Below are 25,813 nucleotides of genomic sequence, written 5' to 3' on the forward strand. Positions count from 1 at the left end.
GGATCTCCTACGACCCCATCAGGTCGGGTCGCGGTTGGGGGGAACGGAATTCGCTTTCGATGTGCTGTTGCAACTGGCGCAGCAGGCTGGGGATGTCGAGGATCAGGGCGATCTGTCCGGAGCCGAGGATGGTCGAGCCACTGATGCCCTGCAGGTGCTGGAACAGCAGGCCGAGCGGTTTGATCACGGTCTGCAGTTCGCCGTGCAGGCGGTCGACGATCAGCCCGGCCTGTTGCCGACCCAGGCTGACCACCAGAATGTTTCGTCGGCCGTGGGCGGGCGATGGCAATTCGAAATGGGCGGCCAAGTCGATGCATGGCAGCGGTTTGCCGCGCAGGTTGAGGTAGCCGTAGCGGCCGTCGAGGCTGACGTCCAGCTCCAGGCATTCGGTGACCAATTCCAGGGGAATGACGAAGTGCTCATCGCCGATGCCGACCAGGAAGCCATCGATGATCGCCAGGGTCAGCGGCAGACGGATGCGGAAGGTGCAGCCCAGGCCTGGGCGAGATTCGATCTCGATGCTGCCACGCAAGGCGTCGATGGCGCTGCGTACCACGTCCATCCCGACCCCCCGGCCGGACAGATCGGACACCGCATCGGCAGTGGAGAAGCCGGCGGCGAAGATCAGCATGTGGGTGTCCGCTTCGCTGAGGCTGGTCTGCGGGTCGAGCAGACCGCGTTCGATGGCCTTCTCGCGGATGCGCTCCGTATTCAGGCCACGACCGTCATCCTCCACCTCGATCACGATCATGCCGGAGTCGTGGTAGGCATTGAGGCTCAGGCGGCCTTCGGCCGATTTGCCGGCGGCCAGGCGCTGCTCGGCGGATTCGATGCCGTGGTCGATGGCATTGCGCACCAGGTGGGTGAGGGGATCGGCCAGCTTGTCGATTACCGAGCGGTCCAGGTCGGTGTCGGCACCGTGAATCTCCAGGCGGATCTGCTTGCCGAGCTGCTGGCTGACATCGCGCACCACGCGGTGGAAGCGGTTGAAGGTGTCGCCGATCTCGATCATGCGCAGTTTCAGTGCCGCTTCGCGAATGGCCTCGACGTGCTGGTTGACCGTCTGGCTGCTCTCGATGCAGTCGGTGCTGCCCTGCAGTTGTGCCTGTAGCTGCGCGCCGGCGGCGCTGATCACCAGCTCGCCGACCAGGTTGATCAGCTCGTCCAGCTTGTTGGCGGCGACACGGATATGGCTGCTCTCGCGCGGCGCCTTTTCGCGCGCCGACTGCTGCTTGGCCAGCGCGGCGTTGACCGCCTTGGGTGGCACCATGCCGGTTTCGACCAGCACTGAACCGAGTGGTGACTTGAGCCCGTCCTGCACATCGTTCTGCAGGCTCAGGCCTTCGGCCAGTTCGTGTTCGGTGAGCAGGCCACTGGCGATAAGGATTCTGCCGATGCGCTCGTCGGTTTCCGGCAGGTCCTGGATCAGCTGGATGTATTCGTCCAGCGCACTCTCTGGCGGCAGGATGCGTAGGGTGCAGAAGTCGTGGATGAACTCGAAGACGTCCTCGATCTCGGCCTTGCTGGCCGAGCTGCACAGGGCTATTTCCAGGCCCAGGTAGCAGCTTTCCGGGTCCATTTCGGACAGATCGGGCATCTGCTCGGCGAGGGTCTCCAGGTGCAGTATCTCGCCCAGGCGCCCCAGGTAGCGGACGAACGAGGCAGGGTCGAAGCCGTTGCGCAGCAAATCCGGGTGAAAACGTAGGGAGATGTGCCAGGCCCCGGCGGAATCGCAGGTGGCGCAGCGCTCCAGGCTGCCGCGGCTTGCGCAATCGTCATCGCTGTCCCGGGTGGCGATCAGTCGTGGGGCACCGGTCTGCTCGGCGAGGGCATCGAGCAACTGGCCCTGGTGAGCTTCATCCACCGGCAGCTCGCCACTGTCCGGGTCGATCAGCTCGAGCATCGAGCTGATCTCGTCGAGGCAGCGCAACATCAGCGAGACCATTGGCGGGCTCAGCTGGCGCTGACCGTCGCGCACCGCCATCAGCAGATTTTCCAGGTGGTGAGTGAAGTTCACCAGCGGGGTAAGGGTGAACAGCCCGGCCGAGCCCTTGAGCGTGTGCATGGCGCGGAACAGGCCGTTGATGGCTTGCTGGTCGTCCGGCGCCTGATCCAGCACCAGCAGGTATTCCTCCGCCTGCTTGGCCAGGTCGCGGCCCTCCTCGATGAAGCCGCGCAGCAACTGGCTCCACTGCTCTTCATCGAACATGGTTTTCTCCCGCCGGCAAGAGGTCGTCCAGGCGCAGCAGGCCCAACAGCTCGCGTACCGGCTCGGTGGGCTCTGCCAGGCGCAGGTCGCCACCCGCTGCACGCAGGTGCCGATGTGCCGCCAGGAGCAGCTGCGCGCCAGCGCTGTCGATTTCCTGTAGCGCGGTCAAGTCCAGCTGCCAGGTCTCATCGCGGCCGCCGGCAAAGGCGGAGAGCAGGGCATCGCGCGCCTCGGCCACCTCGTAGATGGTCAGGCTGCCGCCGAGGTTCAGGCGGGCAGGGGCGGGCTGGCTCAGGTCAAACATCTCAGCTGGCCAGTTTCTCTACGGCCGAGAGCAACTGCTGGGGCTGGAACGGCTTGACGATCCAGGCCTTGGCGCCGGCAGCCTGGCCTTCGGCCTTCTTGCCCTGTTCGCTCTCGGTGGTGAGCATGACGATGGGGGTGAAGCGGTACTCGTTGCGGGTCTTGATCTCCCTGACCAGGCCGATGCCGTCGAGGTTGGGCATGTTCACGTCACTGATGATCAGGTTGATCTTCTGGCCGTTGAGTTTGCTCAGGGCGTCGCGGCCGTCGACCGCTTCGATGACCTGATGTCCAGCATTCGTGAGGGTCATCTTCACCAGTTGGCGCATGGACGTGGAGTCGTCGACGATCAGAATGGTCTTGCTCATGGTGGTCTCGCTGAAAAGGGAAATGCTCAGAAGAAGGTGATGTCGTCTTGCCTTGCCACCATCGCGCCGCGGCGCCCGTGGCGCTCCTCGGCGGTGGTGAACTGGCGGCGCAGGTCAGCCAGCCAGCGCTCGGGATGGAGGTCTGGCTGGTCTTCCTGGGCGGTTCGCTGCAGCCGGTGGAGATCGGCCTGGAGGTGGTCGAGCATCTGGTCCGCGCGGTCCTGGAACTGCAGGCTGACGACGATTTCCTGGATGTCGGCCTGAGTCACTCGCACGTCCTGCTGCAGCCGGCGGGTGGTTTCGGTGAGCTCGTCGAGGCTTCCGGTCAGGCCCTGCATCAGCTCGCCGGTGACCTGGTCGAGGTAGCGCAAATTGCTTTCTTCGCTGCCGGATAATTCCTCGGCGGCGGTGACAGTGCCGCGGATAGCTCCATTGATCTCGCCAACCTTCTCGACCATCCGCTGGCCGGTCTCGGCGGACAGGCTGGACAGCTTGCGCACTTCGTCGGCGACCACCGAGAAGCCGCGGCCATACTCTCCGGCCCGAGCCGCCTCGATGGCTGCGTTGAGGGCCAGCAGGTTGGTCTGGCTGGCGATGTCCTGCACGTGCTTGGACATGGTCTGCAGCTCACTGGCGTACTGATTGAGGTTGCCGATGGTGGTGAGCAGCTGGCGTTTGCGCTCGCCGGCGGTATGGAAAGCCTCGGATACCTCGTCGAGGCGCTGATTGGCGTGGCGCAGCCCCTCGGTGATGCCGCCCCCGCCGATCACGCTCTCGGAGTGCCCGAGGGTGTGTTCGAGGCGCTGGCTCAGGCTGGCGAAGCGTTCGAACAGGCGGCCGATGTTGTCCTGCAGCACGTGGCGGACCTGGCCGAGATTGTCGGCCCAGGCGGGCAACACCGCCTGCAGCAGCTGTGGGTAAGCGGGCGGCTCGGCCTGCGCGGGTATCGCCTCGATATCTGCGAGACTGGTTGCGCTGAGCCTGGGTCTCAATGGAAGAGCGGCCCCGGCACCGAGCAGGAGGCCGGCCCCGGCCAGCCACGGTTGGGTGAACAGGGTGCCGACGCTGGCGAGTGCCAGGCCGAACCAGAGTAGGCAATAGACAAGCACTGGGCGGAGGCCTCGGGGTGGTCGACTGAATGCTGCGAACGATAGAAGCGCAGACGCATCGACGAAATCAGGGCTTCCCCTAGAAGCCCCTAAGGGGGGCTCCGATACCCGTGCCTGGTATGACCACGCAGTCGCTGGCATGATGGCACTCGGCCGCCTCCAGTCTCGCTGCGGTCGGCCGATATCTGGCAGAGCCCCTAGCGCAGGGCTCGGCTAGACTGATGAAACACAATAGGAGTAGGCGATGGCCGGCATTCTCGATACGGTGGATCAACGCACCCAACTGGTGGGCGAGAACCGTCTGGAAATCCTCATGTTCCGCCTGGCCGGTCGCCAGCTGTTCGCGATCAACGTGTTCAAGGTGCAGGAAGTCCTGCAACTGCCCAAGCTGACCCTGATGCCGCACCGCCACCCGTACGTCTGCGGGGTGGTCAACCTGCGTGGTCAGACCCTGCCGGTGATCGACTTGTCCCAGGCCATCGGCATGCGTCCGATCACGCCGAGCGAGAACAGCACCATCATCGTCACCGAGTACAACCGCTCGGTGCAGGCCTTCCTGGTCGGCGGCGTGGACCGCATCCTCAACCTCAACTGGGAATCCATCCTGCCGCCGCCCGGCGGAGCGGGGCGCCAGCACTACCTGACCGCCATCACCAAGGTGGACGATCAGATCGTCGAGATCATCGACGTGGAGAAGGTGCTGGCAGAAATCGCGCCGATGAGCACCAAGGTCTCCGACGAGAAGCTGGCCGACCCGCTGCTGGCCAAGGCCGTCGGCCGCGAGGTACTGCTGGTGGACGACTCCAGCGTGGCCCTCAATCAGCTGCGCGAGACTCTGTCGCAGCTGGGCATCAAGACCCACAGTGCCAGCGACGGCCTCAAGGGCCTGCAACAGTTGAAGAAGTGGGCCGATGCCGGCGAGGTGATGACCGACAAGTTGCTGATGATCTTCACCGACGCCGAGATGCCGGAAATGGACGGCTACCGCCTGACCACCGAGATCCGCAACGACCCGCGCCTCAAGGATCTCTACGTGGTGCTGCACACCTCGCTGTCCGGCAGCTTCAACGAGGCGATGGTGAAGAAGGTTGGCTGCGACAACTTCCTCTCCAAGTTCCAGCCGGACAAGCTGGTCGACGTGATCCGTCAGCGTCTCGAACTCGACGCCTGACGCGTTCCGGCAGGGCGCGCTCGGCGCCCTGTCTCTCCTTCACACGCCGATCGCCGCCGGCAACACGCCTGCGCTCATGGTGCCCCAGCGGCGCCCGCCGACCATGAGCGGCACGTACATCACGAAGATCACCGTCGTGGTGCCCGGCAGGACGAAGGTTCCCATGCTCACATGGCTGCACTTGCGCATGTTCTCGTGCTCCACCGCCGAGCCGAAGAAGCGCAGGTGCGTGCTCTTCGCCGCATCGATGGCCGGATCGCCGCAGGGCTCCTGCGAGGCCGCGCTGCGTGCGGCGGCCAGGTAGCCGCGGTCGTTGACCGGCACGATGTACAGCACGCCGTCCTTGCCGCCGGTATCCCACTGGTCAAGCAGCGGCTGGATCTGCCGGCGATAGGGTTCGGCCCAGCTCACGTTGTGCTTGGGCGGGTTGCTGTTGGCGATGGCCTTGTAGTTGTGATCGAACAGGTCGACGCCGGAGGCCTGCAGCGCGTCCAGCCGAGCCTCGATATCGGCGCGCCGCAGCATGAGCATGTCGACAATCGCCTCCAGGCGGCCGTGGCCCAGGCGGAAGCCACTGAGTTCCTGCAGTAGCAGGTTGGCGCTGTCGCGGGTGCGGTCGGCCTGGGTGAAGCTCTGCTCCATGCAGGCGCTGATGGTCAGGCTGAGGTCACGAATGCGGCTGCTGTGCTGGTGGGTCTCGGCATTGGTCGCGGTCAGCTCCTCGAGGGCGCTGCTGACCATCAGCAGATCGTCGTTGGCGCGCTGGAAATCCTCGACCATGGTGGCGAACTGGTCGGCGGCGACGCCTACCGCCGCGCCCGCCGTGGTGCTCTGCTCGTGCATGTCGCGGGTCTGGCGTTCGGCACCGGACATGGCGCTGGCCATCTGCTCCATCAGTTGTCCGATCTGCTGGGCCGCGCTGCCGACCTTGAGCGAGAGATTGCGAACCTCGTCGGCGACCACGGCAAAGCCGCGGCCCTGTTCGCCGGCCCGCGCCGCCTCGATGGCGGCGTTGAGGGCCAGCATGTTGGTCTGCGCGGAGAAGTCCTGCACGGTGGCGAGGATCTCCCGCACCCGTGTGGAGGTGTTCTCCAGCGCCGCGATGTTGTGCTGGAAGCCGTCCATGGTCTGGCTGATCGCCTGCATGTGCCGGCAGGCGTCGCCGAGCTGGCCTTGCGACTGGCGCGCCAGGTCCAGGTTGCGGCTGTTCATCTCGGTGATGCCGCCGGTGCGCGCGGAAATGTCCTGCAGGGCGCTGGTGGTCTGCTCGCTGGCCTGGAAGATCAGCTCGGAGAGGTTCTGCTGCTGATGCGCGTCCTGCGCCGCGCGTTCCGATTGCAGGCGGCTGCCGGCCGACGTGGCGGCGACCTGCAGGCTGTTTTGCTGCAGGCGCGCGATGCTGTCGCGCAGGCGTCCGGTCAGGCTCTGCAGGACCTGGGCGCTGCCATCCGGCGACTCCGCAGTGGCATGGCCGGTCAGGTCGATCAGGCTGCCATTGATTGCGGCAAGGCGCTCGCTCAGTATGTTCACTCGTTGCGCCTTGTGCAGGCGCCAGCCGAGGACGAAGATCGGCAGGGCCATGGCCAGCGCCACCAGGCGCAGGCCGTTGCCCGCCTGGGTCAGCACCGCGGCGATCAGGAACAGCTGGCAGAACACCAGCAGCGGGTAGGCACCGGGAAGGGTTGAACGGGCCGGCTCGGCCGGGATGGCAGCAATCTGATGGGCGGGCATGAGTACACCTGCAGCACTGTTATTGGTTTTATGTGGCTTGAACTCGCGCGGGCATGGTTGCAAATAGTGTGACGCCGAGCACATCGCTCCTTCGGTTGAACGCGCGATTAATCCTTTCTTCCTACGCGAGGCTTTCATGCAGCTGTCCGCCCTCTATCGCTACCCACTCAAATCCGCCCGTGGTGAAAGCCTGAGCAGTTCGCCGCTAGAGGCGCTGGGCCTGCGCGGCGACCGGCGCTGGATGCTGGTGGAGCCGGAGAACGGGCGCTTCCTCACCCAGCGTCTGTTGCCGCAGATGAGCCAGTTGAGCGCGCTGTACAACGAGGCTGGTGGTTTGAGCCTGAGTGCGCCTGGCTTCGGTAGCCTCGAGGTGGCGCTGCCGGAGAAGGACCAGGATCTGCGCGGGGTGACCGTGTGGCGCGACAGCCTGCGCGTGCCGGATGCCGGCGATGCGGCGGCCGAATGGCTGAGTGCCTTTATCGGCCGGCCCTGCCGCCTGGTGCAGGTGCCCGAGGCGCGAGCGCGCCAGGTCGACACCGGCTACGCCCAGCCTGGCGACAAGGTGGCGTTCTCCGACGGTTTCCCCTTGCTGCTGATCGGTCAGGCGTCGCTGGAGGACCTGTCCGCGCGGGTCGGGCGGCCGCTGGAGATGCTGCGTTTTCGCCCCAATCTGGTGGTGCAGGGCAGCGAAGCCTATGCCGAGGACGGCTGGAAGCGCATTCGCATCGGCGAGCTGGAGTTCGAGGTGGCCAAGGGCTGCAGTCGTTGCATCCTCACCACCATCGACCCGCAGACCGGCGAGCGCAACGCCGACCGCGAGCCGCTCACTACCCTAAAGACCTATCGCGAGCGCAATGGCGAGGTGTACTTCGGGCAGAACCTGCTGCCGCGCGGCGTGGGTGAGCTGCGCGTGGGCCTGCCGGTGGAAGTGCTGGAGTAGGACCGTAGCAGAAACGAGAAGGGCGCCCATGGGCGCCCTTTTTTGTTCGAACCTGTTCACGAGCTAGCGAGCTAGAGAAAAACCAGGCGGGAGGAGCTAAGGAAGCGGAGTTGACTGATGGTCAATGAGCATTCCGAAGCTGCTCCCAACGCAGTTTTTCCGACGCGCAGCGTGTTCGTGGACTGGTTCTCACTGGTCGTCGAAGAAACGTTCGTGCCAGTCCACCAGCGGTTGTGGAGCACCGAGCTTCTGGCCGTAGATCACCGAGTAGGACAGCACGTTCTGCACGTACTGGCGGGTCTCGTCGAACGGGATGTTCTCCACCCACACGTCGAAGGCCAGGTGGTCGGCGCCCTTCAGCCACTGGCGCACGCGCCCCGGGCCGGCGTTGTAGGCGGCGGAGGCGAGCACGCGGTTGCCGTTGAACTGGCCGTGCACCTGGCTGAGGTAGGCGGCGCCGAGCTGGATGTTCTTCTCCGGCACCAGGGCCTGCTGCGGGTTGCCCAGGGGGATGCCGAACTTGCGCGCGGTTTCCTTGGCGGTGCCCGGCATCAGCTGCATCAGGCCCATGGCGCCGACCGGCGAGCGGGCGTCGGCCATGAACGCGCTTTCCTGACGGGTGATGGCGAACACCCAGCTGGAATGCAGGCCGCGCAGCTTGGCCTGTTGGGTCAGGCTGCTCTTGTGCGCCATGGGGAAGCGGATATCCAGGTCGTCCCAGTACTTGGCCTGGCTGATGGTGCGGATGGCCGGGAAGTACCACTGCTTGTCGTAGGCCAGCTTGGCCTGGGCCACCAGCTCCTCGCGGCTGAACAGGCGGCTGACGTGGTACCACTCGCGGCGGCCGTCGACGATCTGGCCGCGGTCGTGGAATTCCAGGGCTCGGCGGATGCCGGCGGTGTTGCGCACCTTCTGCACCAGTTGCGGGTCGAGGGCCATCGGCCGGTTGTTCAGGCTGTAGGGCGCCTGGATGCGATCGGCGGCGAGGAAGCCGTAGAAGTCGCGCTCCTTGGCCAGCGGCTGGTAGAGGGCGAGGGCCTGCTGGTCCTGGGGCTGGGCCAGCTGCAGGCTGCGGGCGTGCCAGTAGCGCCAGCGGCTGGTGGTGGCCAGGTCCGCCGGCAGGCGGCTGGTCAGCTGGTAGGCCTCGTCCCAGCGGCCATGGCGCAGCAGCAGACGGGCGCGCCATTCGGACACGGTGTTGTCGCGCAGCTCCGGGTCGTACTGGGCCATGACCTGCAGGGCGCGCACGTCGAAGCGCTTGGCCAGGGTCAGGCCGATCTCGCGGGCGATGGCCACCTTCTCCTCGGCGGAGAAGGGCAGCTTGCCCGCGTAGACCTCGAGCAGGCTAAGGGCCTTCTCCGGGTCCTGGCGGGCCAGGCGGCGCAGGCCGAGACCCGCGGCATCGGCCATATGGCGGTCGGCGGGGGTGAAACGCGCGGTCTGGCTCATCATCTGCGGCTTCTGCGCCGCTTCGATCATCAGCTGACCCTGCTTGCCGTAGGTCGGCAGGCCCTTCACCAGGTAGCTGGCCAGACCATAGTTACGAGCCTCGGCGGCCAGCTTGGCGCGCTTCCAGCGATTCTCCTCCGTGAGCTGGCCATCGGCGCGCCACAGGCCGAACAGGGTGTCGCAGGCCTCGGGCTGGGACTTGCCCATCAGCCACAGTTTCTCCGCGGCGACGCGCGCCTCGGCCTTCATGCCCTGCTTGTACAGGTACTGGCCGTAGAGGCAGTCCAGCTCGGTGAAGTTGAGCTTGGGATCGTAATGGTTGGCGAAGGTCTGCCACTGGCCGCGCTCGGTCAGCCAGCGCAGCCAGCGCAGCTTCATCCAGCCGGCCTGGGGCAGGTCGCCGTGCTCGGTGAGGAAGGCTTCGATCTCGTCGTTGCTGGCCCATTTCAGGCGGGCGGTCAGCTCGTCATAGGCCAGGTAGGGCGTCAGCGGGTAGTCGCGCAGGGCGTTGGCATAGCGCTGGTACGGGCCCTTGTCGCCCTTGGCCAGGGCGCGTTTGGCTTCGTCATACATCTGCCGCTGCTGGGCCAGGCTGGCTGCTTGAGCGCTGGATAGGCCGAGGGTGCAGGAGAGGATCGCGGAAAGCAGGCAGAACAGAGGGCGGCGCATGACACATCCGGGCAAAGGGAACGAAATGGAGCGGGGTGCTTCCAAAAATGCGCCTAGCTTAGCCTGTTGCGCGTGGCACGAGAATGCCGGGTCGCCTGCGACAAACGCGCCAGCATTGGGCCAGCTCAACTCGGTTAGAATGCGCGCCTGTTTTCCAAGGTAGTAGTCATGACCCTGCTCAAGTTTTCCGAAGTTTCCCTGGCCTACGGCGCCATGCCCCTGCTGGACAATGTGTCCTGGCAGATCGCCCGGGGGGAGCGGGTGTGCATCATCGGCCGCAATGGCACCGGCAAATCGAGCATGCTGCGCCTGGTCAAGGGCGATCAAATGCCCGACGACGGCGAGATCTGGCGCGCGCCGGCGCTGAAGATCGGTGAACTGCCACAGGAACTGCCGCGTGCCGACGAGCGGACCGTGTTCGACGTGGTCGCCGAGGGGCTGGCCGGCGTGGGCGAGCTGCTCGCCCGTTATCACCACCTGAGCCAGAACATCCACAACGACGAAGACCTCAACCAGCTGATGCACGTGCAGCAGGAGCTGGAAGCGAAGGACGGCTGGCGCCTGCAGCAGCTGGTGGACAGCACCCTGAGCCGTCTGCAGCTGCCGGCCGATAAGACCCTGGCCGAGCTCTCCGGTGGCTGGCGCCGCCGCGTGCTGCTGGCCCAGGCGCTGGTCTCCGAGCCGGACCTGCTGCTGCTCGACGAACCGACCAACCACCTGGACATTGGCGCCATCGCCTGGCTGGAAGAGGCGCTGAAGGACTTCGGCGGCGCCGTGCTGTTCATCACCCACGACCGCTCCTTCCTGCAGAACCTGGCTACCCGCATCCTCGAGCTGGACCGCGGCGGTCTGATCGACTGGAACGGCGACTACGCCAGCTTCCTGGTGCACAAGGAGCAGCAGTTGGCCGCCGAGGAGACGGCCAACGCGCTGTTCGACAAGCGTCTGGCCCAGGAAGAAGTGTGGATTCGCCAGGGCATCAAGGCCCGTCGTACTCGCAACGAAGGCCGCGTGCGTGCGCTCAAGGCCATGCGCCAGGAGCGCAGCGAGCGCCGCGAGCGCCAGGGCAAGGCGAGCATCCAGCTGGATGCGGCGGAGAAATCCGGCAAGCAGGTGATAGTGGCGGAAAATGTCAGTTTTGCGCACGCAGGGGGACCTGCGCTGATCAGCGACTGCTCGCTGGTGCTGCAACGCGGCGACCGCATCGGCCTGCTCGGGGCCAATGGCACCGGCAAGACCACCCTGCTCAAACTGCTGCTTGGCGATCTGCAGCCAAATAGTGGCACGATAGTGGCAGGGACCAAGTTGGAGGTGGCGTATTTCGATCAGCTGCGTCATCAGCTGGAACCGGAAAAGACGGTAATCGACAACGTCGCAGAGGGGCGCGACTTCATCACCATCGATGGCCAGAGCCGTCACGTGCTGAGCTATCTCGGGGATTTCCTGTTCAGTCCGCAGCGTGCCCGCACGCCGGTCAAGGCATTGTCCGGCGGGGAGAGGGCGCGCCTGTTGCTGGCTAAGCTGTTCAGCAAGCCGGCCAATCTGCTGGTGCTGGACGAACCGACCAACGACCTGGACGTGGAAACCCTCGAGCTGCTCGAAGAGGTCCTGCTGAATTTCCCCGGCACCGTGCTGATGGTTAGCCACGACCGGGCCTTCCTCGACAACGTGGTGACCAGCACGCTGGTCTTCGAGGGCGAGGGCGGGGTGCGCGAGTATGTCGGCGGCTATCAGGACTGGTTGCGCCAGGGCGGCTCGCCACGCCTGCTGGGCGTTGGCGAAAGCAGGTCGGGCAAAGCGGAACTGAGCGCAGTGGCACCCGCTGCGCCGGTGAAAGAGACAGTGAAAGAGGCGGCTCCGGCCGCCGCGAAGAAGCTCAGCTACAAGCTGCAGCGTGAGCTGGAAGCCATCCCCGGGCAGATCGACGCCCTGGAGGTCCAGCTGGCACAACTGCAGGCACAGATCGCCGAACCGGCCTTCTATCAGCAGGCCCCGGCCATCACCGGCGCCGCCCTGGAACGCCTGCAACGCCTACAAGAAGAACTGGACCAACTGCTGGAGCGTTGGGCCGAACTGGAAGCCTGAGAAGCCTGTCGGAGACATGCATGGCGATTGAGTACCGCATCACCCTGGATGACAACCATCAGTTCAGCTACAGGATAGAGCTGGACCGTCAGTACGATCCCCAGGGTGCCGAGGCGACGCCGAAGTGGACGCGCCTCGAACACAATCAGTGCAGCAACTGCCCACTGAAGAAAGACGAATTCAGCCGTTGCCCGGCGGCGGTCGACCTGCACAAGGTGATCGAGGACTTCCAGGGCCTGCCGGCGGTCAAGAAGGCGCAGGTGTGGGTGCGTACCCCCGAGCGTGAGTACAACAAGCAGGTTGGCCTGGAAGAGGGCCTGCGTTCGCTGCTCGGCGTGATCATGGCCACCAGCGCCTGTCCGGTGCTCGGCCGGCTGAAGCCGATGGCACAAAACCACCTGCCGTTCGCCAGCAGCCAGGAGTTCATCCTGCGCACCATTTCGCTGTACCTGACCCGGCAGTACTTCAACTTCCGCGAAGGGCGCCGTCCGGACTGGGAGCTGAAAGGGCTGGTCAAGCAGTTCCAGCAGCTGCAGCTGGTCAATCAGGCGTTCTGGCAGCGCATCCTCGACGTCTGCGAGGGTGATTCCAACCTCAAGGCCTTCCTTACCTTCTTCTCCATGTCGTCGAGCCTGACCGTGTCCATGGAGACCCAGCTGCAGAAGATTCGCCCGCTGGTGATGAGCGCGGGCGACGGCCAGGAATAAGTGACGGGGCCCGTCGCCGGGCCCTCGGTTTACTCCTTGGGTTTCTTCAGGCGCACCGCCAGGACGTCGCACGGCGCACCGTGCAGCACGTCATTGGCGGTGGAGCCGAGCAGCAGGGCTAGGCCATGGCGGCCATGGCTGCCGACCACGATCAGATCGCAACCCTGTTCCTCGGCCAGGCGGTGAATCTCCTGGCGTGGCTGGCCATAGGTCAGGTGGCGCTGTTCTTCTCCCAGTTGCGGGTAGCGGCCGGCGAAGCTCTGCAGGCGTTCGCGGGCCTGGTCGAACTGCTGCTGCTGGAGCATCGACAGGTCCATCGGCACGTCGCCGCCGAAGGCCATGGCCATCGGCTCGACGACATGGACCAGAGAGGCCCTGGCTGCGCCGCCGGCAGCGATGGCTAAGGCCCGTTCGGCTACCGGATGGCATTCCTCGGTCAGGTCGACGGCGATCAGGATGTGCTGGTAGGGCATCTGAGTCTCCTCCACTGAGTGGTCATGCTTGCAGTATGGCTTTGCTCACTTCATAACACAGGCTTTCCTTGCAAGTGACAGATATGACCTGGTGGATCGTGCTTTTACTCGTTGGTGCGGCGCTCAGTCCGCTGGTGTGGCTGCGTCCCTCGCCGCGCCAGCGCGGCCAGATGGAGCTGCGCCTGGCTGCACGGCGCCTGGGCTTGGGCATGCAGCTCAGCCAGCAGGACTGGCCGCACTGGCTGGCGGGCTCGCCGCCGGGCAGCTGCGCGCAATATCATCGCGCTCGCCGCGCCGGCCGCGCTGACAGCTGGCTGTACTGGCAGGTTGCACCGGGGCAGTGGTGCAACCAGTGGCGCGAGCCCTGTAGCGATGCGGTCATGCTCGAGCGTCTGCAAGGCCTGCCGGCCGATGTCTACAAGGTCGAGGCCGGGCCGCAGATGGTGGCGCTGTACTGGGGGGAGCGCGGCGGCGAAGAGGAGCTGCGGCGGGTCGCCGAAGTGCTGGCGGCGGTAGCCTGATTCCACCGGCCGCTTACTCGCACCAACCGCTCTGGCGCATGGGTTGCGGTGGCTTTTCTGAGCAATGTTCCCATCTTCGGTCATTCTGTGACGTTGCACCCATTCGGGGCGCCTGCGACGGGCAATTGACAATTGCCGGGTTTTCACTGAATGTACGCCCACCCAAATCAAACGGGCGTATGAATTGAGCGCTCTGCCCTCGGTGGCAGCGCCTTTACAGCCCGATTATCGCGTTGGTGGGTGTGCTGCACCGATTGGGACTATGCTCGACGGCCTGTGCCGCGGGTGCCCCAGGCAGGTTAGCTCCGACGTGTACAGTTCAGCTTCCATACCGTGGAGATCAGTTGATGATTTACGAAGGTAAAGCCATCACGGTTAAGGCTCTTGAGGGCGGCATCGTCGAATTGAATTTCGACCTCAAGGGTGAGTCCGTTAACAAGTTCAACCGTCTGACCCTGAGCGAGCTGCGCCAGTCGGTCGACGCCATCAAGGCCGACGGTTCGATCAAGGGCGTAATCGTCACCAGCGGCAAAGACGTGTTCATCGTCGGCGCCGACATCACCGAATTCGTCGACAACTTCAAGCTGCCCGACGAAGAGCTGGTTGCCGGCAACCTCGAAGCCAACAAGATCTTCAGTGATTTCGAAGACCTGGCCGTTCCGACCGTCATCGCCATCAACGGCATCGCCCTGGGCGGCGGTTTCGAAATGTGCCTGGCCGGTGACTACCGTGTCGCCTCCGAGAGCGCCAAGATCGGCCTGCCGGAAGTTAAACTGGGCATCTACCCGGGCTTCGGCGGCACCGTGCGTCTGCCGCGCGTGATCGGTACCGACAACGCCATCGAGTGGATCGCTTCCGGTAAGGAAAGCAAGGCCGCCGACGCGCTGAAAGTGGGCGCGGTCGATGCCGTTGTCGCTCCCGCCAAGCTCAAGGACGCCGCTCTGGACCTGGTCAAGCGCGCCATCTCCGGCGAGCTGGACTACAAGGCCAAGCGTCAGCCCAAGCTGGAAAAGATCAAGCTCAACGCCATCGAGCAGATGATGGCCTTCGAAACCGCCAAAGGTTTCGTTGCAGGCCAGGCCGGCCCGAACTACCCGGCTCCGGTCGAAGCCATCAAGACCATCCAGAAGGCCGCCAACTTCGGTCGCGACAAGGCCCTGGAAGTGGAAGCCGCCGGCTTCGTCAAGCTGGCCAAGACCTCGGTTGCCGAGAGCCTGGTCGGTCTGTTCCTGAATGACCAGGAGCTGAAGAAGAAGGCCAAGCAGCACGACGAGATCGCTCGCGACGTGAAACTGGCTGCCGTACTCGGCGCCGGCATCATGGGCGGCGGCATCGCCTACCAGTCGGCTTCCAAAGGCACTCCGATCCTGATGAAGGATATCCGTGAAGAGGGTATCCAGATGGGTCTGAACGAGGCCTCCAAGCTGCTCGGCAAGCGTGTCGAGAAAGGCCGCATGACTCCGGCCAAGATGGCCGAAGCCCTCAACGCCATTCGCCCGACCATGTCCTACGGTGATTTCGGCAACGTCGACATCGTCGTCGAAGCCGTGGTCGAGAACCCGAAGGTCAAGCAGATCGTTCTGGCCGAAGTGGAAGGCGTGGTGCGTGAAGATGCCATCCTGGCTTCCAACACTTCGACCATCTCGATCAACCTGCTGGCCAAGGCCCTGAAGCGTCCGGAAAACTTCGTCGGCATGCACTTCTTCAACCCGGTGCACATGATGCCGCTGGTGGAAGTGATCCGTGGCGAGAAGTCCAGCGACGTGGCCGTTGCCACCACCGTGGCTTACGCCAAGAAGATGGGCAAGAACCCGATCGTGGTCAACGACTGCCCGGGCTTCCTGGTCAACCGCGTACTGTTCCCGTACTTCGGCGGCTTCTCCAAGCTGCTGGAATTCGGTGTCGACTTCGTGCGCATCGACAAGGTCATGGAGAAGTTCGGCTGGCCCATGGGCCCGGCTTACCTCTCCGACGTCGTCGGCATCGACACCGGCCACCACGGCCGTGACGTGATGGCCGAAGGCTTCCCGGACCGCATGGCCGTTGAAGGCAAGACCGCCGTCGACGTGATGTACGACGCCAATCGTCTGGGTCAGAAGAACGGCAAGGGCTTCTACGCCTACGAGACCGACAAGCGCGGCAAGCCGAAGAAAGTCTCCGACCCGGTCGCCTACGAGCTGCTGAAGTCGATCGTCAAGGAGCAGCGCGAGCTGACCGACGAAGACATCATCAACTTCATGATGATCCCGCTGTGCCTGGAAACCGTTCGTTGCCTGGAAGACGGCATCGTCGAGACCGCAGCTGAGGCCGATATGGGCCTGATCTACGGTATCGGCTTCCCTCCCTTCCGCGGTGGTGCTCTGCGTTACATCGATTCCATCGGTGTCGCCGAGTTCGTCGCCCTGGCCGACAAGTATGCCGACCTGGGCGGCCTGTACCACCCGACCGCCAAGCTTCGTGAAATGGCCGCCAAGGGCCAGAAGTTCTTCGGTTAATCGCGCAGCGAACAGAGCGAGAGTAGAAATATGAGCCTGAATCCGAGAGACGCGGTCATTGTCGACTTCGGTCGTACCCCGATGGGTCGTTCCAAGGGCGGCATGCACCGCAACACCCGTGCCGAGACCATGTCGGCACACCTGATCAGCGGCGTCCTGGCGCGCAACACCAAGCTGGACCCAGCCGAAGTGGAAGACGTGATCTGGGGCTGCGTAAACCAGACCCTGGAGCAGGGCTGGAACATCGCGCGCATGGCGTCGCTGATGACCCAGATCCCGCACACCTCTGCCGGCCAGACCGTCAGCCGCCTGTGTGGTTCCTCCATGAGCGCCCTGCACACCGCCGTGCAGGCGATCCAGACCGGCAACGGCGACGTGTTCGTCGTCGGCGGTGTGGAGCACATGGGCCATGTCGGCATGATGCACGGCGTCGATCCGAACCCGCACCTGTCCCTGTACGCCGCCAAGGCCTCGGGCATGATGGGTCTGACCGCCGAAATGCTGGGCAAGATGCACGGCATCAGCCGCGAGCAGCAGGACGCCTTCGGTGAGCGTTCTCACCGTCTGGCGCACAAAGCCACCGTCGAAGGCAAGTTCAAGGATGAGATCATCCCGATGCAAGGCTACGACGAGAACGGCTTCCTCAAGGTGTTCGACTTCGACGAAACCATTCGTCCGGAGACCACCATCGAGAGCCTGGCCGCCCTGAAGCCGGCGTTCAACCCGAAAGGCGGCACCGTGACTGCGGGTACTTCCTCGCAGATCACCGACGGCGCTTCCTGCATGATCGTCATGAGCGCCCAGCGCGCCCAGGACCTGGGCATCCAGCCGATGGCCGTGGTTCGCGCCATGGCCGTGGCCGGTGTCGATCCGGCGATCATGGGCTACGGCCCGGTGCCGTCCACTCAGAAGGCACTCAAGCGTGCCGGCCTGAGCATGGATGACATCGACTTCGTCGAGCTGAACGAAGCCTTCGCCGCCCAGGCTCTGCCGGTGCTGAAGGACCTGAAACTCCTCGACAAGATGGAGCAGAAGGTCAACCTGCACGGCGGCGCCATCGCCCTGGGTCACCCGTTCGGCTGCTCCGGTGCGCGTATCTCCGGCACCCTGCTGAACGTGATGAAGCAGAACGGCGGTACTCTGGGCGTGTCCACCATGTGCGTGGGTCTCGGCCAGGGCATCACCACCATCTTCGAACGCGTCTAAGCGCTCGCAGATGCGAAGACCGGGGCCCTGTGCCCCGGTTTTTGTTTTTTCAGGAGGGGTGTTCATGCAGCTGCAACCAGGGCTCTATCGTCACTACAAGGGGCCGCAGTACCGTGTATTTGGCACCGCGCGGCACTCGGAAACCGAGGAGTGGCTGGTGATTTACCAGGCGCTCTACGGCGAGTACGGCCTGTGGGTGAGGCCGCTGGAGATGTTCTGCGGCACGGTCGAACTGGACGGCGAGACGGTCCCGCGCTTTGCTCTGATCGAGGCCGAACCGGCAGTGATCGGACAGGACTCCGCTGGGACTCGCGCTTGACCGCGAGTCGACAGCCACTATATATAGCGGTGCCTTTATAGGCTCCCGCCTCTTATTCTTCCTTTTTAGTTTCAGGAATTCTCCAATCCATGGGCAAATCGCTGGTCATCGTGGAATCCCCGGCCAAGGCCAAGACCATCAACAAGTACCTGGGCAACCAGTACGTGGTGAAGTCGAGCATCGGCCATATTCGTGACCTGCCCACCAGCGGTTCCGCCAGCGCCAGCAAAGAGCCGGTCAAGCGCGGCAAGGCCGCTGCAGCCGAGGCGCCGGCCCTGTCGCCCAAGGAGAAGGCCAAGCGTCAGCTGTTCTCGCGCATGGGCGTCGATCCGGAGCATGGCTGGAAGGCCAAGTACGAGATCCTGCCCGGCAAGGAAAAGGTGATCGAGGAATTGCGCCGCCTGGCCAAGGACGCCGACACCATCTATCTCGCAACCGACTTGGATCGCGAGGGGGAGGCCATTGCCTGGCACCTGCGCGAAGCCATCGGCGGCGACGACAGCCGCTACAAGCGCGTGGTGTTCAACGAGATCACCAAGAAGGCCATCCAGGAGGCCTTCTCCCAGCCCGGCGAGCTCGACATCAACCGCGTCAACGCCCAGCAGGCGCGCCGCTTCCTCGATCGCGTGGTGGGTTACATGGTCTCGCCGCTGCTGTGGGCCAAGATCGCCCGCGGCCTGTCCGCCGGTCGTGTGCAGTCGGTGGCGGTGAAACTGGTGGTAGAGCGCGAGAAGGAAATCCGCGCCTTCGTCCCGGAAGAGTACTGGGAAGTCCACGCCGACCTTGGCACCGCCAAGAACGACAAGGTGCGCTTCGAGGTGGTCCGCGAGAACGGCGAGGCCTTCAAGCCGCTCAACGAGGCCCAGGCCATGGCCGCCCTGGCCAAGCTCAAGGACTCCAGCTACAGCGTGGTCAAGCGCGAGGACAAGCCGACCTCGAGCAAGCCGACCGCTCCGTTCATTACTTCCACTCTGCAGCAGGCGGCGAGCAATCGCCTCGGCTTCGGCGTGAAGAAGACCATGATGATGGCCCAGCGTCTCTACGAGGCGGGCTATATCACCTATATGCGTACCGACTCGACCAACCTGTCAAACGACGCCATCGACATGGTGCGCGGCTTCATCGACAGCGAGTTCAGCAAGAAGTACCTGCCGGCCAAGCCGAATTTCTATTCGAGCAAGGAGGGCGCCCAGGAGGCGCACGAGGCGATCCGCCCGTCCGATGTCAACCTGCGCCCGACCCAGCTGTCCGGCATGGAGCGTGACGCCGAGCGCCTGTACGAGCTGATCTGGCGCCAGTTCGTGGCCTGCCAGATGCCGCCGGCCGAATACCTGTCCACCAGCGTCAGCGTGGCTGCCGGCGGCTTCGAGCTGCGCGCCAAGGGTCGCATCCTCAAGTTCGACGGCTACACCAAGGTGCTGCCGCAGCAGGGCAAGCCGGGCGATGACGACGTGCTGCCGGAGATGAAGGAGGGCGAGGCGCTCAAGCTGCTGAAGCTCGACCCCAGCCAGCACTTCACCAAGCCGCCGGCACGCTTCTCCGAAGCCAGCCTGGTCAAGGAGCTGGAGAAGCGTGGCATCGGTCGTCCGTCCACCTACGCGGCGATCATCTCCACCATCCAGGAGCGTGGCTATGTGGCGGTGCAGAACCGCCGTTTCTACGCCGAGAAGATGGGTGACATCGTCACCGAGCGCCTCGACGAGAGCTTCGCCAACCTGATGGACTACGGCTTCACCGCCGCCATGGAAGAGCATCTGGACGATGTGGCCCAGGGCGAGCGCGACTGGAAGCATCTGCTCGACGAGTTCTACGGCGACTTCAAGAAGAAGCTGGAAGTGGCCGGCGAGGCTGACAAGGGCATGCGCGCCAACCAGCCGACCCCCACTGATATCGCCTGCCGCGATTGCGGCCGGCCGATGATGATCCGCACCGCCTCCACGGGCGTGTTCCTCGGTTGCTCGGGCTACGCCCTGCCACCGAAAGAGCGCTGCAAGGCCACCATCAACCTGATCCCGGGCGACGAGATCGCCGCGGACGACGAGGGCGAGTCCGAGTCGCGCGTGCTGCTGAACAAGCACCGCTGCCCGATCTGCGCCACGGCGATGGATGCCTACCTGCTGGACGAGACCCGCAAGCTGCACATCTGCGGCAACAACCCGGATTGCACCGGCTACGAGATCGAGCAGGGCCAATACCGCATCAAGGGGTACGAAGGCCCGAGCCTGGAGTGCGACAAGTGCGGCAGCGAGATGCAGCTGAAGACCGGTCGTTTCGGCAAGTTCTTCGGTTGCACCAATCCCAGCTGCAAGAACACCCGCAAGCTGCTGAAGAGCGGCGAGGCGGCGCCGCCGAAGATGGATGCGGTGAAGATGCCCGAGCTCAAGTGCGAGAAGGTCGACGACACCTACGTGCTGCGTGATGGCGCCTCGGGCCTGTTCCTCGCCGCCAGCGGTTTCCCCAAGAACCGCGAGACCCGCGCGCCGCTGGTGCTGGAGCTGGTGCCGCACAAGGACGAGATCGATCCCAAGTACCACTTCCTGCTGGAGGCGCCGCAGAAGGATCCGGAAGGCCGTCCGGCGGTGATCCGCTACAGCCGCAAGACCAAGGAGCAGTATGTGCAGAGCGAGGTGGACGGCAAGCCCACCGGCTGGCGCGCCTTCTTCGACGGCGGCAAGTGGAAGGTGGAAGACAAGCGCTGATCGCGTTGCAGTCGCGCGCCCCGGTGAGGGCGCCGGCTACCCATCTCCGAGTATCAGCAACACCGCTTGCGAGGCATTGTCATGGCCCACGAACTCTATACCCGTACCAATCAGAAGATATTCTTCGCCGGTCTGGCCCTGGATAGTCTGCGCAAGGCCGAAGCCGGTGAGGCAGCGAATGCCCAGGCGCTGGTCCATGCCGAACGCGAGGCTGCGCTGTTCCACCTGTACGGAGCGGTGCTCGGCCTGTGCCATGAGGTTGCCGGCTACTACAAGCTGGCCGAGGCCAATGCTCCGCGTGTGGAGCTGCTGCTGAACCAGGCGGTGCTGCAGTCTTCTCCGACTCCCGAGCTGGCGGAAATGGTGGAGATTGCCCAGCAGCCGGAAAGCTGGCTCGCCCGCCTACTGGCCGCCTACGCCGCGCTGTTCCTGCCACCGCAGGCGCCGAAAACCGCCAAGGTCGATCCGACCTTGCCATTGATCGCAGCGGTCAGTGTCGAGGAAGAAGTTGCCCCCCTGAGCCGTGACGAGTTGGAGAGCTGGCGGCAGCAGCTCAAGCAACTGGTGCTGCGTTACCGCGAGTCGCTCAGCGAGTGCTGAGGCTAGGGCCGGCAAGTCAGGGCTGTTACACTGACAGCCCGCTAGGAGATCGATGTTATGCCCACTTCCTTCCTCGAAATTGTCGAACTGCCCGACGGCCGCATCATTCTGCGCCGTGCCGAGGATGAGGAAGTGCTGGTGACCCTGGACTTCTCGGCGGATGCCAAGGCCTTCCTGCAGGGTCATCATGTCGAGGTGGCCAAGGCCATGCTCAATGTCGGCGTGCAGATGGCCGGCCGACTGGCCGAAGGTGAGATCGAGCAGGATGAGCAGCCGCGCGTGCTGCATTGATTGTCGGGCGCCCGCGAGGGGCGCTTGATTCGAAGGCGCTATCCGTCTGCGCCTCCTGTAACCCTTAATCCAGACGAATATTCAGACTCTGTGCGCTGCCCAGGCGTGCGGCGCTGGTCAGGCTCGCCCGCTGATTGGGCTGCAGGCCGATCCAGCTCACTACGGTGTGGCTGCGGCCCAGGCGCAGTGCTTCGCGAGCAAGATCCAAAGCCTCCTGGCCGGTGCTGGGTTGCAGTACCAGCAGGCGATCCAGGTTGAGGCCGACGCTGCGCAGCCAAGCCGTGGTGAGGGAGGCGGGCGGGGCGATCAGGGTCAGCCAGCGAGCATCCTGATTCAGGCTGAGCTCGCGCAGCACCGGCCCCAGCAGATGGCGGCAGTTGCCGAGCGAGCCTGACAGGCGCAGCTCGCTGAACGGCTCGGGTTCGTCGAGCCAGGGGTTTTCTACGACATCGTCGAGCAGCGGCGTCAGTGGATTGCCGAGGAAGGCTTCAAACAGCGGAAGTTGCGAACGATTCAGCGACTGTGGGAACTGCATGAAGCTCTCCTAATGCTCAGCGGCGAATGACGCCGACACTCAAACCTTCGATCACCAGGTCCTGCTCTTCCAGGTTCACCTCGATCGGGGCGAACTCCGGGTTTTCGGCGATCAGCAGGACCTTGCTGCCATTGCGCTGGAAGCGCTTGACGGTCACCTCGTCATCGATGCGGGCCACCACGATCTGGCCGTTGCGGGCCTCGCGGGTGGTGTGCACGGCCAGCAGGTCGCCATCGAGGATGCCGATATCCTTCATGCTCATGCCACGTACGCGCAGCAGATAGTCGGCCTTGGGGTGGAAGAACTCCGGATTGATCTTGCAGGAGTCTTCGACGTTCTGCTGAGCCAGAACCGGCGCGCCGGCGGCGACCCGGCCGATTACCGGCAGGCCTTCTTCTTCGGCAGCTGCCGGCTCGAAGCCGGGGATGCGAATGCCGCGGGACGCCCCAGGAGTCATCTCGATCGCACCCTTACGGGCCAGGGCCTTAAGATGCTCCTCGGCGGCGTTGGGCGACTTGAAGCCCAGTTCCTGAGCGATCTCCGCGCGGGTTGGCGGATAGCCGTTGTCTTCCAGGCAGCGTTTGATGAAGGCGAGGATTTCGGATTGGCGCGGCGTCAGTTTGAGCATGCTGGCGGTCTGTCTGTTTATACAGTTGCTGTGATTATATACAGTGATTCGGTGCTGGCAACCCCTGTGTCGTTTCGAGGGTGAAATGGCCATTTCTGCCGTCCAGCGGAGCGGCTCTGGCTTTTCCTTATTTCACCTATGGTTAAATACGTGACCGAGCAGCCATGAAAGGTCTTGTCAGACTTGACAGGGCGCCAGCCTGAAACGTATGTTTCAAACAAGTGTTTGTCAGGTGGGGATGTCATGGCTCAATCAGAAACTGTTGAGCGCATTTTGGATGCTGCCGAGCAGCTGTTCGCGGAAAAGGGCTTCGCCGAGACTTCTCTGCGCCTGATTACCAGCAAGGCCGGGGTCAACCTGGCGGCGGTCAACTATCACTTCGGCTCCAAGAAGGCGCTGATCCAGGCAGTGTTCTCACGCTTCCTCGGGCCGTTCTGCATCAGTCTCGAGCGTGAGCTGGATCGTCGCCTGGCCAAGCCGGATGCCAAGGCCAGCCTCGAAGAGCTGTTGGAGATGCTGGTGGAGCAGGCCCTGGCGGTGAAGCCGCGCAGTGGCAACGACCTGTCCATCTTCATGCGCCTGCTTGGCCTGGCCTTCAGCCAGAGCCAGGGTCACCTGCGCAAGTATCTGGAAGAGGTGTACGGCAAGGTCTTCCGCCGCTACATGCTGCTGCTCAACGAGGTGGCGCCCAAGCTGCCGCCGCTGGAGATCTTCTGGCGCGTGCACTTCATGCTTGGCGCCGCGGCATTCAGCATGTCTGGTATCAAGGCCCTGCGCGCCATCGCCGAGAACGACTTCGGCGTGGATACCTCGATCGAGCAGGTGATGCGTCTGATGGTGCCGTTCCTAGCCGCCGGCATGCGTGCCGAGAGCGGGCTGAATGACGAGACGTTGGCCACCGCCCAATTCAAGCCGAGAACCAAGTCGCCGGTCACCGCCAAGGCCGTCTGACCCTGTGCCAGGGCAGGCCGATGGGCTAAGCTAGCGGCCCATGCGCCCGCTCGATTTCCTGCATATCTCCATTGCCGATCAGCGCCTGTACGGCTTCGCCGATGGGCAGCTGATCGTGCGCCTGCCCGTATCCACCGCGCTGAATGGTGCCGGTGAGCAGAGTGGTTCCAACTGCACGCCGCGAGGTCGCCATCAGGTGCGGGCGAAGATCGGTGACGGCCTGCCGCTCGGCGCGGTACTGCGTGGGCGGCGCTGGACCGGCGAGGTCTGGTCCGAGGCGCTGGATGCGCAGTTCCCAGGCCGCGACTGGATTCTCACCCGCATCCTCTGGCTCAGCGGCTGTGAACCGGGCATCAATCGCCTGGGCAAGGTCGATACCTTCCGCCGCTACATCTACCTGCATGGCACGCCGGATACCCAGCCCATGGGCGTGCCGCTTTCCCACGGCTGCGTGCGCCTGCGCAACGCCGACCTGCTGGATCTCTTTCCCCGTGTACCGCCGCACTGCGCGGTGCTGATCGACGAGGCGCCGCGCCCCGAGTGGGCGACCGCCGAACTCTGTTAAGGACTCTTCGTGACTACACCTCTCTACGGCTCCCTGATGCTGGACATCCAGGGCACTTGGCTGACCGCTGAAGACCGCCGAATCCTGCGCCAGCCGGAAGTCGGTGGCCTGATCCTGTTCGCCCGCAACATCGAAGACCCGCGCCAGGTGCGCGAGCTGTGCGCCTCCATCCGCGCCGTGCGTCCGGACCTGCTGCTGGCGGTGGACCAGGAAGGCGGCCGCGTGCAGCGCCTGCGCAACGGTTTCGTGCGTCTGCCGGCCATGCGTGCTTTGGCCGACAACGACGACGCCGAGCAGCTGGCCGAGCACTGCGGTTGGCTGATGGCCACCGAGGTGCTGGCCGTGGGCCTGGATCTCAGCTTCGCCCCGGTGCTGGACCTGGACCACCAGCGCAGCGCCGTGGTCGGCAGCCGCAGCTTCGAGGGCGACGCCGAGCTGGCGACTCGCCTGGCCGGTGCTTTCATCCGCGGCATGGATGCGGCGGGCATGGCCGCCACCGGCAAGCATTTCCCCGGTCACGGCTGGGCCGAGGCCGACTCCCACGTGGCCATCCCGGTGGATGAGCGCAGCCTGGACGAGATTCGTGCCAGGGACCTGATCCCGTTCCAGCGCCTGAGCCAGCAGCTGGCGGCGGTGATGCCTGCCCATGTCATCTACCCGCAGGTGGACGCCGGCCCGGCCGGTTTCTCGCGGCGCTGGCTGCAGGAGATCCTGCGCGGCGAGCTGGGCTTCGCTGGGGTGATCTTCAGCGACGACCTGTCCATGGCCGGCGCCCATGTGGTGGGCAACGCCGCCAGCCGCATCGAGGCGGCGCTGAATGCCGGCTGCGACATGGGCCTGGTGTGCAACGACCGCGGCTCCGCCGAGCTGGCCCTCGGCGCCCTGCAGCGCCTCAATGTGCAGCCGCCCAAGGGGCTGGCGCGCATGCGCGGCCGCGGCTTCGCTCGCACAGATTACCGTGAGCAGCCGCGCTGGCTGCAGGCCATTGCCGCCCTGCGCGCGGCGCAGCTGATCGATTGATTTAAGGAAGCACCATGACCACCTACGCCATCATCGGCGGCACCGGCCTCACCCAGCTGGAAGGCCTGACTCTAAAGCAGGCGCAGAACATCGATACGCCCTACGGTGCCCCTTCGGCGCCGGTGCTGAGCGGCGAATACGCCGGCCATGAGGTGCTGTTCCTCGCGCGCCACGGCCATCCGCATCGCATTCCGCCGCACCAGGTGAACTATCGCGCCAACCTGTGGGCGCTCAAACAGGCCGGCGCCGAGGCGATCCTGGCGGTCAACGCGGTGGGTGGCATTCACCCGGCCATGGGCAGCGGTCACCTGTGCGTGGCGCACCAGATCATCGATTACACCTGGGGCAGGGCGCACACCTTCTTCGAGGGTGAGATCGACCACGTCACCCATATCGACTTCAGCTACCCCTACGACGAGGCGCTGCGCGGCCGGCTGATCGCCGCGCTGCAGGCGTGCGGCTACCCGCACAGCAGCCACGGTGTGTACGGCGCCACCCAGGGCCCGCGCCTGGAGACCGTGGCGGAGATCGCTCGCATGGAGCGCGATGGCTGCGACATCGTCGGCATGACCGGCATGCCCGAAGCCGCCCTGGCTCGCGAGCTGGAACTGCCCTACGCCTGCCTGGCGCTGGTGGTGAACCCGGCGGCGGGCAAGTCCAGCGGCATCATCACCATGGCAGAGATCGAGGCGGAGCTGGCCCGTGGCATCGACAAGGTACGCGCGGTGCTGGGGCAGGTGCTGAGCGCCTGAGCCTGGAGGCCAGAAAC

24 protein-coding genes are annotated in these 25,813 nt (G+C 64.7%); 15 read left to right on the forward strand and 9 right to left on the reverse strand.

The features are described 5' to 3' along the window. Positions 1–7: 7 nt before the first annotated feature. The 4 genes from OH686_RS21275 to OH686_RS21290 are packed head-to-tail and all read right to left on the reverse strand — an operon-like array spanning position 8 to position 4,130. A complete protein-coding gene (locus OH686_RS21275; protein WP_289535058.1) occupies positions 8–2,209 on the reverse strand; it encodes a chemotaxis protein CheA in 2,202 nt (733 codons plus the stop codon). Further along, complete coding sequence (locus tag OH686_RS21280; protein ID WP_289535059.1) at positions 2,199–2,513, reverse strand: STAS domain-containing protein; 315 nt, start codon at positions 2,511–2,513, stop codon at positions 2,199–2,201. Before OH686_RS21280 ends, OH686_RS21275 begins: the two co-directional genes overlap by 11 nt. A gap of 1 nt (position 2,514) precedes the next feature. Beyond that, the gene (locus OH686_RS21285; protein ID WP_289535060.1) at positions 2,515–2,880 is read right to left on the reverse strand and encodes a response regulator; all 366 of its coding nucleotides are present in this window, start codon (positions 2,878–2,880) and stop codon (positions 2,515–2,517) included. A 26-nt stretch (positions 2,881–2,906) separates the two neighbouring features. Next, a complete protein-coding gene (locus OH686_RS21290) occupies positions 2,907–4,130 on the reverse strand; it encodes a methyl-accepting chemotaxis protein (RefSeq protein WP_502942755.1) in 1,224 nt (407 codons plus the stop codon). Between the two features lie 103 nt (positions 4,131–4,233). Between OH686_RS21290 and OH686_RS21295 the strand changes: the two genes are divergently transcribed. Then, positions 4,234–5,160: a chemotaxis protein CheV gene (locus tag OH686_RS21295; RefSeq protein ID WP_289535063.1), complete on the forward strand. Its 927-nt coding sequence runs from the start codon at positions 4,234–4,236 to the stop codon at positions 5,158–5,160. Between the two features lie 39 nt (positions 5,161–5,199). On the opposite strand, the gene OH686_RS21300 is transcribed toward OH686_RS21295, so the two are convergent. After that, positions 5,200–7,029, reverse strand: a complete 1,830-nt coding sequence (locus tag OH686_RS21300; protein ID WP_502942756.1) for a methyl-accepting chemotaxis protein — start codon at positions 7,027–7,029, stop codon at positions 5,200–5,202. Between OH686_RS21300 and OH686_RS21305 the strand changes: the two genes are divergently transcribed. Beyond that, complete coding sequence (locus tag OH686_RS21305) at positions 7,028–7,831, forward strand: MOSC domain-containing protein (RefSeq protein WP_289535066.1); 804 nt, start codon at positions 7,028–7,030, stop codon at positions 7,829–7,831. The genes OH686_RS21300 and OH686_RS21305 overlap by 2 nt on opposite strands. A 189-nt stretch (positions 7,832–8,020) precedes the next feature. Here the strand turns inward: OH686_RS21305 and OH686_RS21310 are convergent, their stop codons facing one another. Then, a complete protein-coding gene (locus tag OH686_RS21310; RefSeq protein ID WP_289535068.1) occupies positions 8,021–9,949 on the reverse strand; it encodes a transglycosylase SLT domain-containing protein in 1,929 nt (642 codons plus the stop codon). A 168-nt stretch (positions 9,950–10,117) separates the two neighbouring features. On the opposite strand from OH686_RS21310, the gene OH686_RS21315 reads away from it, so the two are divergent. Further along, positions 10,118–12,034 (forward strand): ATP-binding cassette domain-containing protein, encoded by a 1,917-nt coding sequence (locus tag OH686_RS21315; protein ID WP_289535069.1) that lies wholly within the window; start codon positions 10,118–10,120, stop codon positions 12,032–12,034. 20 nt (positions 12,035–12,054) lie between these two features. Beyond that, a complete protein-coding gene (locus OH686_RS21320) occupies positions 12,055–12,741 on the forward strand; it encodes a DUF6901 family protein (protein WP_137971779.1) in 687 nt (228 codons plus the stop codon). 29 nt (positions 12,742–12,770) lie between these two features. Here OH686_RS21320 and OH686_RS21325 read toward each other — a convergent pair whose 3' ends face one another. Then, positions 12,771–13,214 (reverse strand): universal stress protein, encoded by a 444-nt coding sequence (locus OH686_RS21325; RefSeq protein ID WP_289535071.1) that lies wholly within the window; start codon positions 13,212–13,214, stop codon positions 12,771–12,773. An 83-nt stretch (positions 13,215–13,297) separates the two neighbouring features. On the opposite strand from OH686_RS21325, the gene OH686_RS21330 reads away from it, so the two are divergent. The 7 genes from OH686_RS21330 (at position 13,298) to OH686_RS21360 (ending at position 21,345) form a co-directional block, all read left to right on the forward strand. Further along, on the forward strand, positions 13,298–13,735 hold the full coding sequence (locus tag OH686_RS21330) for a hypothetical protein (protein WP_289535073.1): 438 nt from the start codon (positions 13,298–13,300) through the stop codon (positions 13,733–13,735). 347 nt (positions 13,736–14,082) lie between these two features. After that, a complete protein-coding gene (gene fadB, locus OH686_RS21335; RefSeq protein ID WP_289535074.1) occupies positions 14,083–16,230 on the forward strand; it encodes a fatty acid oxidation complex subunit alpha FadB in 2,148 nt (715 codons plus the stop codon). A gap of 30 nt (positions 16,231–16,260) precedes the next feature. Continuing rightward, complete coding sequence (fadA, locus tag OH686_RS21340) at positions 16,261–17,436, forward strand: acetyl-CoA C-acyltransferase FadA (protein ID WP_137971783.1); 1,176 nt, start codon at positions 16,261–16,263, stop codon at positions 17,434–17,436. Positions 17,437–17,500: 64 nt separating this feature from the next. Next, positions 17,501–17,755 (forward strand): DUF1653 domain-containing protein, encoded by a 255-nt coding sequence (locus OH686_RS21345; RefSeq protein ID WP_289535075.1) that lies wholly within the window; start codon positions 17,501–17,503, stop codon positions 17,753–17,755. 89 nt (positions 17,756–17,844) lie between these two features. Next, positions 17,845–20,454 (forward strand): type I DNA topoisomerase, encoded by a 2,610-nt coding sequence (gene topA / locus OH686_RS21350; protein WP_289535076.1) that lies wholly within the window; start codon positions 17,845–17,847, stop codon positions 20,452–20,454. A gap of 81 nt (positions 20,455–20,535) precedes the next feature. Continuing rightward, entirely contained in the window at positions 20,536–21,054 is a 519-nt protein-coding gene (locus tag OH686_RS21355) for a DUF6586 family protein (RefSeq protein ID WP_289535077.1), read from the forward strand. Between the two features lie 57 nt (positions 21,055–21,111). Beyond that, on the forward strand, positions 21,112–21,345 hold the full coding sequence (locus OH686_RS21360) for a hypothetical protein (protein WP_137971787.1): 234 nt from the start codon (positions 21,112–21,114) through the stop codon (positions 21,343–21,345). Between the two features lie 64 nt (positions 21,346–21,409). Here OH686_RS21360 and sulA read toward each other — a convergent pair whose 3' ends face one another. Together sulA and lexA are read right to left on the reverse strand one after the other, a co-directional pair. Further along, positions 21,410–21,880: an SOS-induced cell division inhibitor SulA gene (sulA, locus tag OH686_RS21365; protein ID WP_289535078.1), complete on the reverse strand. Its 471-nt coding sequence runs from the start codon at positions 21,878–21,880 to the stop codon at positions 21,410–21,412. A 16-nt stretch (positions 21,881–21,896) separates the two neighbouring features. Then, positions 21,897–22,508, reverse strand: a complete 612-nt coding sequence (gene lexA, locus OH686_RS21370; RefSeq protein WP_289535080.1) for a transcriptional repressor LexA — start codon at positions 22,506–22,508, stop codon at positions 21,897–21,899. A 243-nt stretch (positions 22,509–22,751) separates the two neighbouring features. On the opposite strand from lexA, the gene OH686_RS21375 reads away from it, so the two are divergent. Genes OH686_RS21375 through OH686_RS21390 form a run of 4 tightly spaced genes read left to right on the forward strand, consistent with a single transcriptional unit; the run spans position 22,752 to position 25,796 of the window. Beyond that, entirely contained in the window at positions 22,752–23,459 is a 708-nt protein-coding gene (locus OH686_RS21375; protein WP_137971790.1) for a TetR/AcrR family transcriptional regulator, read from the forward strand. 40 nt (positions 23,460–23,499) lie between these two features. Further along, the gene (locus OH686_RS21380; RefSeq protein WP_289535081.1) at positions 23,500–24,024 is read left to right on the forward strand and encodes a L,D-transpeptidase; all 525 of its coding nucleotides are present in this window, start codon (positions 23,500–23,502) and stop codon (positions 24,022–24,024) included. A 36-nt stretch (positions 24,025–24,060) separates the two neighbouring features. After that, the gene (gene nagZ, locus OH686_RS21385; protein ID WP_289539111.1) at positions 24,061–25,044 is read left to right on the forward strand and encodes a beta-N-acetylhexosaminidase; all 984 of its coding nucleotides are present in this window, start codon (positions 24,061–24,063) and stop codon (positions 25,042–25,044) included. A gap of 14 nt (positions 25,045–25,058) precedes the next feature. Further along, a complete protein-coding gene (locus OH686_RS21390) occupies positions 25,059–25,796 on the forward strand; it encodes an S-methyl-5'-thioinosine phosphorylase (RefSeq protein ID WP_289535082.1) in 738 nt (245 codons plus the stop codon). Positions 25,797–25,813: the final 17 nt, after the last annotated feature.

The sequence above is a fragment of the Pseudomonas sp. SO81 genome (genome assembly GCF_030374125.1).
Lineage (GTDB): Bacteria > Pseudomonadota > Gammaproteobacteria > Pseudomonadales > Pseudomonadaceae > Aquipseudomonas.

Bases quoted from the DNA above. Each gene is read 5' to 3' on its own strand.
- OH686_RS21275 (WP_289535058.1), bottom strand. From the start codon at position 2,209: ATGTTCGATGAAGAGCAGTGGAGCCAGTTGCTGCGCGGCTTCATCGAG.
- OH686_RS21320 (WP_137971779.1), top strand. From the start codon at position 12,055: ATGGCGATTGAGTACCGCATCACCCTGGATGACAACCATCAGTTCAGC.
- OH686_RS21360 (WP_137971787.1), top strand. From the start codon at position 21,112: ATGCCCACTTCCTTCCTCGAAATTGTCGAACTGCCCGACGGCCGCATC.
- OH686_RS21315 (WP_289535069.1), top strand. From the start codon at position 10,118: ATGACCCTGCTCAAGTTTTCCGAAGTTTCCCTGGCCTACGGCGCCATG.
- OH686_RS21375 (WP_137971790.1), top strand. From the start codon at position 22,752: ATGGCTCAATCAGAAACTGTTGAGCGCATTTTGGATGCTGCCGAGCAG.
- OH686_RS21325 (WP_289535071.1), bottom strand. From the start codon at position 13,214: ATGCCCTACCAGCACATCCTGATCGCCGTCGACCTGACCGAGGAATGC.
- OH686_RS21285 (WP_289535060.1), bottom strand. From the start codon at position 2,880: ATGAGCAAGACCATTCTGATCGTCGACGACTCCACGTCCATGCGCCAA.
- nagZ (WP_289539111.1), top strand. From the start codon at position 24,061: ATGCTGGACATCCAGGGCACTTGGCTGACCGCTGAAGACCGCCGAATC.
- OH686_RS21380 (WP_289535081.1), top strand. From the start codon at position 23,500: ATGCGCCCGCTCGATTTCCTGCATATCTCCATTGCCGATCAGCGCCTG.
- OH686_RS21300 (WP_502942756.1), bottom strand. From the start codon at position 7,029: ATGAAAGCCTCGCGTAGGAAGAAAGGATTAATCGCGCGTTCAACCGAA.
- OH686_RS21330 (WP_289535073.1), top strand. From the start codon at position 13,298: ATGACCTGGTGGATCGTGCTTTTACTCGTTGGTGCGGCGCTCAGTCCG.
- OH686_RS21390 (WP_289535082.1), top strand. From the start codon at position 25,059: ATGACCACCTACGCCATCATCGGCGGCACCGGCCTCACCCAGCTGGAA.
- OH686_RS21290 (WP_502942755.1), bottom strand. From the start codon at position 4,130: ATGCCAGCGACTGCGTGGTCATACCAGGCACGGGTATCGGAGCCCCCC.
- fadB (WP_289535074.1), top strand. From the start codon at position 14,083: ATGATTTACGAAGGTAAAGCCATCACGGTTAAGGCTCTTGAGGGCGGC.
- OH686_RS21280 (WP_289535059.1), bottom strand. From the start codon at position 2,513: ATGTTTGACCTGAGCCAGCCCGCCCCTGCCCGCCTGAACCTCGGCGGC.
- OH686_RS21305 (WP_289535066.1), top strand. From the start codon at position 7,028: ATGCAGCTGTCCGCCCTCTATCGCTACCCACTCAAATCCGCCCGTGGT.
- sulA (WP_289535078.1), bottom strand. From the start codon at position 21,880: ATGCAGTTCCCACAGTCGCTGAATCGTTCGCAACTTCCGCTGTTTGAA.
- OH686_RS21310 (WP_289535068.1), bottom strand. From the start codon at position 9,949: ATGCGCCGCCCTCTGTTCTGCCTGCTTTCCGCGATCCTCTCCTGCACC.
- topA (WP_289535076.1), top strand. From the start codon at position 17,845: ATGGGCAAATCGCTGGTCATCGTGGAATCCCCGGCCAAGGCCAAGACC.
- OH686_RS21295 (WP_289535063.1), top strand. From the start codon at position 4,234: ATGGCCGGCATTCTCGATACGGTGGATCAACGCACCCAACTGGTGGGC.
- OH686_RS21345 (WP_289535075.1), top strand. From the start codon at position 17,501: ATGCAGCTGCAACCAGGGCTCTATCGTCACTACAAGGGGCCGCAGTAC.
- OH686_RS21355 (WP_289535077.1), top strand. From the start codon at position 20,536: ATGGCCCACGAACTCTATACCCGTACCAATCAGAAGATATTCTTCGCC.
- lexA (WP_289535080.1), bottom strand. From the start codon at position 22,508: ATGCTCAAACTGACGCCGCGCCAATCCGAAATCCTCGCCTTCATCAAA.
- fadA (WP_137971783.1), top strand. From the start codon at position 16,261: ATGAGCCTGAATCCGAGAGACGCGGTCATTGTCGACTTCGGTCGTACC.